Below are 7,449 nucleotides of genomic sequence, written 5' to 3' on the forward strand. Positions count from 1 at the left end.
TTGTTTTGCCCATGTCGCGTCCATCTCGTCCACCTTCCCGCCGTCCTGGCGCGAAACCCTCTCCTTCAGCCCCGCGCCGTGTCGCCAAGGCGCCGCCGGCCGAGCCGAAACTGATCCTGTTCAACAAACCGTTCGATGTGCTGACGCAATTCAGTGATGGCGAAGGACGCGCGACGCTCAAGGATTACATCGATGTACCGGGCATCTATCCGGCGGGACGGCTGGACCGCGACAGCGAAGGCTTGTTGCTGCTGACCAACGACGGTCAGCTTCAGGCGCGGATCGCCGACCCGAAGCACAAGCTGGCCAAGACCTATTGGGTACAGGTCGAGGGCGAGCCGAGCGCCGGGCAATTGCAGCGTTTGCGTGACGGCGTCGAATTGAATGACGGCATGACCTTGCCCGCCGAGGCGCGGCAACTGGACGAACCCGAGCTGTGGCCGCGCAATCCGCCGGTGCGCTTTCGTAAAAGCGTGCCGACCAGTTGGCTGGAGTTGGTGATTCGCGAAGGGCGCAACCGCCAAGTGCGGCGCATGACCGCTGCGGTGGGTTTGCCGACGTTGCGCCTGGTACGGGTCAGAATCGGTGACTGGACGATCGAAGGGCTCGATCAGGGACAGTGGAAAGAAGTACCGGCGCACTTATAAGGCGCCGGATTCGATCAGGCCGATCACCACGCTCTTGATCACGAACGCCGCCACACCCAGGCCCAGCACGAAGAACAGAATGAACGAGCCAAAGCGCCCGGCCTTGGACTTTTTCGCCAGATCCCAGACGATGAAACCCATGAAAATGATCAGGATGCTGACCAGTCCGGTCATCATCCACTCTTCGAAAACGGCAGGATCCATCGAACATCTCCAGCGCGGGCGTGGCTAAAAAGGGCGCGGGGAGTATACGCCTGCGCGGGTTAGCGCTGTATTGACCTGCGTCGGTGTGTCGCAGTCATTCGTCGCCCGGCCTGACAACCGACCTGCTCTTGTAGGAGCTGCCGAAGGCTGCGATCTTTTGATCTTGCCTTTTAAAAACAAGATCTAAAGATCGCAGCCTCGTTTCACTCGACAGCTCCTACCAGCTCCTACCAGCTCCTACAGGCGCTTACAGAAGTGCTACTTAGCTACGCAGATGAGTCAACGGCAGTTCAGTGCTATTGAGCACCTGATTCAGCACAAAACTCGACCGCACACTGGTCACCCCTTCAATCCGGGTCAGATGCCCGAGCAGCAGTTTCTGGTAGTGATCCATGTCCGGCACCACGACCTTGAGTTGATAGTCGGCATCCATTCCGGTCACCAGGCTGCATTCGAGCACTTGGGGCAGGGTGCGGATGGCCGCTTCGAAGTTTTCGAAACGCTCCGGCGTGTGACGGTCCATGCCGATCAGTACATAGGCCGTCAGGCTCAGGCCGAGCATCTTGCGGTCGAGCAGGGCGACCTGGCGGGAAATGTAGCCGTCGTCTTCCAGTTGCTTGACCCGCCGCGAGCACGGCGAAGGCGACAGGCCGATGCGCTCGGCCAGCTCCTGGTTGGAGATGCGCGCGTCGCGCTGCAATTCCGCCAAAATACTCAGGTCGTAACGGTCGAGCTTGCTCATCAAACGTTCCTTTGTCGTAACTATTGCGGAGGATTATGTATCCGTGGTTAAAAATTGCGCAAGTGATGTTTAATCAAGCAATCTTCGCAATCCTCTGCCGGCGCTCCAGGCCTATTCTTATCACCAGAATCACTGCTCGGACAAACAGTCCAGTGCGGCTCGCCCAATCAGGCCCGCCGCGGTCGCCACCCCCACCGGGGATGTGCCGGCCCCCGAGCTACACACTGTCCAGAAGACGGCGTGAGGTGAGCCGGCGCCACAAGCGTCGAGCCAGGACGAAGTTCTCCAAGGGGAGGCCGACGGGTCTCCCCTTTTTCTTGCGTGGAATTTGCTGCCGTGAATAAAAGAGCGGCCCTCAATAAATAAGTTGCGTGACAGATAACCTGTAGCAGAACCGGCCCGTACTTTCCCAGTCTTATGTACAGGCCCTAACACGCAATGAGGAAAAGCATGAAGTCGCGCATCTGGCGTTTGGCCGGCGTTGGTTTGCTGTGTGTCAGTGTCACGGCGCAAACGATGGCCGATGAGCCACAAAACCATGACCGTGATGGCGGGCAACACGGCCAGGGCGGGCATCGGGGTGACAATCAGGGCCATGGTGGCAACAACCCGCCGCGCCCGCAAAACAGCCAGCCGCAGAACGAGCCCCGTGCGCAGAACAACGACAACCGCCAGTACGAGCACAACGGCCAGAATCAACATCTGAACAATGGCCAGTGGCAGAACCGTCCAGCGCCGGATTTCAACAGCCGGGTTCGCTCGCCGCCGCCTCCGCCGCAGTTGCCGGCCACTGACATGCCGATCCAGCCCCGTCCCGACACCGTGCACCAGACCCAGCCGCCGCAGCGCGGTTACTACCAGGACCAGCCGCGTCGCAATAATTACAACCAGCGCTGGAATGGCTACACAGTCGCACCGTCCTATGACAATCACATGCAGGGGCGCTCGAGTGGATACGGTAACGGCTGGGGGCCAGGCCCCAGGTATCGTCCTGGCCAGATGATCGACCGCTTCCCCGAACGCCACTTCCGCGTGCCTTATCGTGGCATGGATTACTACTATTCCGGCGGTTACTGGTATCGCCCGCTCGGCCCGCGCTATGAAGTGGTGAAGCCACCGCGCGGGATTCGCGTCAGATACCTGCCCGATTACGCCCAACAAGTGTTCATCGGCGGGGCGCTGCTGTTCCTTGCGGCCGGTTCGTATTACGCCTATGAGGAAAGCACTCAGGACTACGTCGTGGTCGAGCCCCAGGTTGGCCAAGAACCGGCCGGCAGCAATGGTTATGACGTGGAGGCGTATCCGGCCAACGGTCAGTCGACGGAGCAGGTCGGTCGGGATGGCTACGAGTGTTATCAATACGCGGTGCAGCAGAGTGGTTTCGATCCACGAACCGCCACCTACCAGCCAGACCCGTCGGTGGTGCAAGCCTACCGACAGGCCCAGGGCAACTGCCTGAGCAGTCGCGGTTATCAGGTGAGTTACTGAGCCCGGGCGGCTTTCACCACTTCCCGCGGATCGGCGTGCACCAGCACTTCGGCGCGCGGGTAGGCGTTGTGAATGGCCGCGGCAGCCTGATCGCTGATGCCGTGGGCGACTGACAGCGTCAGTTCCCCCGGCAACTCCAGATGCAACTGCACAAACCACTGGTTGCCGGAGATCCGCGTACGCAAGTCATGGGCACCCAACACACCGGGTACGCTGCACGCCAGTTCCAGCATGTGCTGGCTGACATCCGGCGGCAGTTCTTCATCCATCAACACGGCAAAACTCTCCCGGGCGATCCGCACTGCGCTCCAAAAGATATAAGCAGCGATGCCCAGGCCAAACCAGGCGTCGACCTGATCCCAGCCAAACCCGGCCAGTACCAGCGCCAGCAGAATGCTGCCGTTGAGTAACATGTCCGAACGGTAATGCAGCGAGTCGGCACGCACGGCATTGGAGCCGGTTGCCTTGACCACCCGATGTTGCAACATCAGCAAGGCGAGGGTCAGGGCGAGCGAGAACACAATCACACCGATGCTGATCCACGGCGCGCCGACCGGTTCGGGATGTTTCAGCCGGTCAAAGGCCTGCAACGCAATCAGTACCGCACTGCCGCCAATGAACAACGCTTGGGCCATGCCCGACAACGACTCGGCCTTGCCGTGGCCGTAGCGATGATCGTCGTCGGCCGGACGCAGGGCGTAATGCACCGCCAGCAGGTTGAGCAATGAGGTGACACCGTCGAGTGCCGAGTCGGTGAGCCCGGCGAGCATGCTCACCGAGCCGCTCAGCCACCAGGCGATGGCTTTGGCGACGATCAAGGTGCACGCCACCGCCACCGAGGCACGGGTCGCCAGCCGCAGCAGGCGGGCGTGTTCGGAGCTGGAGGTCATAGTGGCCATCGTTACTTGAAGAGTCCTTTTGCGCGCAGGGATTATGCGGCGGGTTGCAGGCCGAACATCGCCAGTTGTTGGGCGCTGCCTTTGCTCTGGATCAGGCGTGGATCGTCCAGCGGGAAGCTGCGGCCCAGTTCGCTTTCCAGAATAGTCTGCAACTTGCGGTTATCGACCTTGCCGTCGGCACCGATGGCGTCCTTGAGTTTTTGCGGGTCGACCTGGGCGGTCTTGCCCGGCTCGAAATAAATCGCGCCGGTGGCGAAGTCCACGGCAAACGCGATCAGGCCGGGAATGATGTAGAACAGCAGGCCAACGGCGTCGAGCGCGGCGATGGCCGGGTCGATCTTGCCTTCGATCTGGCCACGGCGATCGGGGTAGAAGATCGATCCGCAGGCGGTCACTTGAGTCAGCAAGGTTGCGACCAGAACACCGCCAATCAGGCGAAAGGGAGCACGCATATGAAATCTCCTGAGTAGAACGCCAAGAACGTTACTGGTTAGAGCCCAGACTACGCCAAACAGTTCGCCGTTATACTCGGACCTCTGTTTTGGAGCCAGCATGATTTCTTTGCCGATCGATGAAGTTTTACCCGCCCTGCGTGAAGCCCTCGCTACACGCCACGAAGCCGTGCTCGAAGCACCGCCCGGCGCCGGTAAGACCACCCGCGTGCCTTTGGCCTTGCTCAACGAGCCGTGGCTGACCGGGCAGACCATCCTGATGCTCGAACCCCGCCGGCTGGCCGCGCGTGCAGCGGCGGAGCGGCTGGCCAGTGAACTGGGAGAGAAGGTTGGCGAGACCGTGGGTTATCGCATTCGTCTGGACAGCAAAGTCGGCCCCAACACCCGCATCGAAGTGGTCACCGAAGGCATCCTCACCCGGCGTTTGCAGGATGATCCGGCGCTGGAAGGCGTGGGCCTGCTGATCTTCGATGAGTTTCACGAACGCAGCCTCGACGCTGATCTGGCGCTGGCTCTGAGCCTCAATGGCCGCGAACTGTTCCGTGACGATCAGCCGCTGAAAATCCTCTTGATGTCCGCCACGCTCGAAGGTGAGCGCCTCTCCGGGTTGCTTGACGACGCGCCGATCCTGCGCAGCGAAGGGCGCATGTACCCAGTGGCGATGCGCTGGGGGCGGCCGTTTCAGGCCGGTGAATTCATCGAGCCACGTCTGGTGCAGACCATCCTTGAAGCCTTGAACGACGAGACCGGCAGCGTGCTGGTGTTCCTGCCGGGGCAGGCGGAAATCCGTCGCGTGCATCAGCAACTGGCCGATGCCTTGGGCGAAAACACTCCCGTTCTACTGTGCCCGTTGCACGGTGAACTGGACCTTGCCGCGCAACGGGCAGCCATCGATCCGGCACCGACGGGCAAGCGCAAAGTGGTGCTGGCCACCAACATCGCCGAAACCAGTTTGACCATCAACGGCGTGCGCGTGGTGATCGATGCCGGGCTGGCGCGGGTGCCGCGTTTCGACCCCGGCAGCGGCATGACCCGTCTCGACACCCAGCGCATTTCCAAGGCCAGTGCCACCCAGCGCGCGGGCCGGGCCGGGCGACTGGAGCCGGGCGTGTGTTATCGCTTGTGGTCCCAGGACCAGCACGAACAACTGGCGGCCTATGGCAGTGCGGAAATCCTTTCGGCGGACCTCGCCGGGCTGGCTCTGCAACTGGGGCGCTGGGGCGTGACACCGGGGCAACTGGTGTGGCTCGACGTGCCGCCAGCCGCCGCCTATGCACAGGCCCAGGACCTGCTCGAACGCTTAGGCGCACTGGAGGGTGAAGCGCTGACCCGTCATGGTCAGGCCATGGCCGAACTGCCGGCCCATCCGCGCATCGGGCATTTGCTGTTGCGCGGCCAGGCACTGGGTCTGGCGGACATGGCCTGCGATGTCGCGGCACTGCTCGGCGAGCGCGATATCTTGCGCGGCGCCGGGGCGGACTTGCACAGCCGACTGGTGCTGTTGTCGGGCGAAGAACGCGCCGCACGCGGTGCTCAGGGCGGGGTGCAGCGCGCACGGCAACTGGCGCGGCAATATCGGGGTTACCTGCGCGGCAAAGCCTCGGAGCCGGTCAGCGATCCGGATCATCCGCGCTGGCTCGGCGCGTTGCTGGCGCTGGCCTATCCCGACCGCGTCGCCCAACAACGGCGCGCCGGTGGTGCGGAATATCGCTTGGCCAACGGACGTGCCGCACTGTTCGCCGAGGCCGACAGCCTGATGAAGCAACCGTGGCTGGTAATCGCCGATCTGGGCAGTCGCCAGGGCCAGCGTGAGGAGCGGATTTACCTGGCGACGGACTTCGATCCGGCGCTCTTCGATTCAGTGCTGGCCGAGCAGGTGCGCTGCGTCGATCAACTGGATTGGGATGAACGTGAAGGGGTGCTGCGGGCAGAGCGTCAGCGCAAGGTTGGCGAATTGATCCTCAGTCGTGAACCGCTGACGGGGCTCGACGAAACCGCCCGCAGCCAGGCACTGGTGAACCTGGTGCGGCGCAAAGGCCTGGAGCTGTTGCCGTGGACCCCGGAGCTGCGTCAGTGGCAGGCGCGGGTCGCGTTGCTGCGGCAACTGGACCTGGCCGGCAAGGGCGAGAGCGAGTGGCCGGATGTCAGCGACGCGGCGTTGCTCAAGAGTCTGGAGCAGTGGCTGATGCCGTATCTGGGCAAGGTTTCGCGGCTCAGTCACTTCGCCAATCTGGACCTGTCGAGCATCGTCCACAACCTGCTGCCATGGCCACTGCCGCAGCGGCTGGACGAGCTGGCGCCGCATCATTTGAGCGTGCCGTCGGGCTCGTCGATTCGCCTGGACTACAGCGAGCAGCCGCCGATTCTGGCGGTGCGTTTGCAGGAGTTGTTCGGCCTGGCGGAAACCCCGCGCATCGCCGGGGGCCGACAGGTGGTGAAACTGCATCTGTTGTCCCCGGCGCGCCGGCCGGTGCAGGTGACTCAAGACCTGGCCAACTTCTGGCGCAGCACCTATGCCGAGGTGAAGAAGGATTTGAAGGGGCGTTATCCGAAACATTACTGGCCGGATGATCCGCTGGTGGCCGAAGCCACTGCGCGGATCAAACCGCGCAAGTAATCGCAGCGCGATTACGTAGGAGCTGCCGCAGGCTGCGATCTTTTGATCTTCTACTCAGGCGGATCGACCCGGTCCAGCGCCCGGTTCACCGCCAGCTCGCCCAGCATGATGACTTGCGCGATACCCAACAGCGTATTGCGATTGGTCCCCTCGGTACGGTCCGCCAGATCCATCGTCATGACATTGGCCGAGGCCAGTGACTCGCAGGCGTGAGCCAACAGGGTCTCGGTATCGAGTTGCGGATTGACGATGAACATGCTGCAGAGTTTGCGGGGAGTGGCCTGGATGTCGGCGGCTGAGGGGATGCGTTCGGAAGGTATTGCCGGATCATTGTTCGGCGGATTCGGTGTGGGTTTGATCATAAGTACTTCCCTTTATTAGTAGGGCCGCACCATCTCGC

8 protein-coding genes are annotated in these 7,449 nt (G+C 62.2%); 3 read left to right on the top strand and 5 right to left on the bottom strand.

Features of this window, described 5'->3' with window-relative positions:
• Positions 1 to 11 precede the first annotated feature (11 nt).
• Positions 12 to 647 carry a pseudouridine synthase gene (locus tag KW849_RS13245; protein ID WP_256357201.1) on the top strand — a complete coding sequence of 212 codons (636 nt, stop codon included), beginning with the start codon at positions 12 to 14 and terminating at the stop codon, positions 645 to 647.
• Here the strand turns inward: KW849_RS13245 and KW849_RS13250 are convergent.
• Together KW849_RS13250 and KW849_RS13255 are read right to left on the bottom strand one after the other, a co-directional pair.
• The gene (locus KW849_RS13250; RefSeq protein WP_003185724.1) at positions 642 to 851 is read right to left on the bottom strand and encodes a DUF2788 domain-containing protein; all 210 of its coding nucleotides are present in this window, start codon (positions 849 to 851) and stop codon (positions 642 to 644) included. The genes KW849_RS13245 and KW849_RS13250 overlap by 6 nt on opposite strands.
• 262 nt (positions 852 to 1,113) lie before the next feature.
• The gene (locus KW849_RS13255) at positions 1,114 to 1,593 is read right to left on the bottom strand and encodes an Lrp/AsnC family transcriptional regulator (protein WP_007937367.1); all 480 of its coding nucleotides are present in this window, start codon (positions 1,591 to 1,593) and stop codon (positions 1,114 to 1,116) included.
• A 450-nt stretch (positions 1,594 to 2,043) separates the two neighbouring features.
• Between KW849_RS13255 and KW849_RS13260 the strand changes: the two genes are divergently transcribed.
• Positions 2,044 to 3,081 carry a DUF6515 family protein gene (locus KW849_RS13260; RefSeq protein ID WP_218429790.1) on the top strand — a complete coding sequence of 346 codons (1,038 nt, stop codon included), beginning with the start codon at positions 2,044 to 2,046 and terminating at the stop codon, positions 3,079 to 3,081.
• Here the strand turns inward: KW849_RS13260 and KW849_RS13265 are convergent.
• Both KW849_RS13265 and KW849_RS13270 read right to left on the bottom strand, forming a co-directional pair.
• Positions 3,075 to 3,971: a cation diffusion facilitator family transporter gene (locus KW849_RS13265; protein WP_218429791.1), complete on the bottom strand. Its 897-nt coding sequence runs from the start codon at positions 3,969 to 3,971 to the stop codon at positions 3,075 to 3,077. The two genes, KW849_RS13260 and KW849_RS13265, sit on opposite strands and share 7 nt — an antisense overlap.
• Before the next feature lie 41 nt (positions 3,972 to 4,012).
• A complete protein-coding gene (locus tag KW849_RS13270) occupies positions 4,013 to 4,432 on the bottom strand; it encodes a polyribonucleotide nucleotidyltransferase (RefSeq protein WP_218429792.1) in 420 nt (139 codons plus the stop codon).
• A gap of 100 nt (positions 4,433 to 4,532) precedes the next feature.
• Here KW849_RS13270 and hrpB point away from each other — a divergent pair, with 100 nt between their 5' ends.
• On the top strand, positions 4,533 to 7,049 hold the full coding sequence (gene hrpB / locus KW849_RS13275) for an ATP-dependent helicase HrpB (RefSeq protein ID WP_218429793.1): 2,517 nt from the start codon (positions 4,533 to 4,535) through the stop codon (positions 7,047 to 7,049).
• A gap of 50 nt (positions 7,050 to 7,099) precedes the next feature.
• On the opposite strand, the gene KW849_RS13280 is transcribed toward hrpB, so the two are convergent.
• Positions 7,100 to 7,411, bottom strand: coding sequence for a DUF6124 family protein (locus KW849_RS13280; protein ID WP_218429794.1), 312 nt, complete (start codon positions 7,409 to 7,411; stop codon positions 7,100 to 7,102).
• Positions 7,412 to 7,449 lie beyond the last annotated feature (38 nt).

It is taken from the genome of Pseudomonas sp. PDM26 (genome assembly GCF_019219185.1).
Classification (GTDB): Bacteria; Pseudomonadota; Gammaproteobacteria; order Pseudomonadales; family Pseudomonadaceae; genus Aquipseudomonas.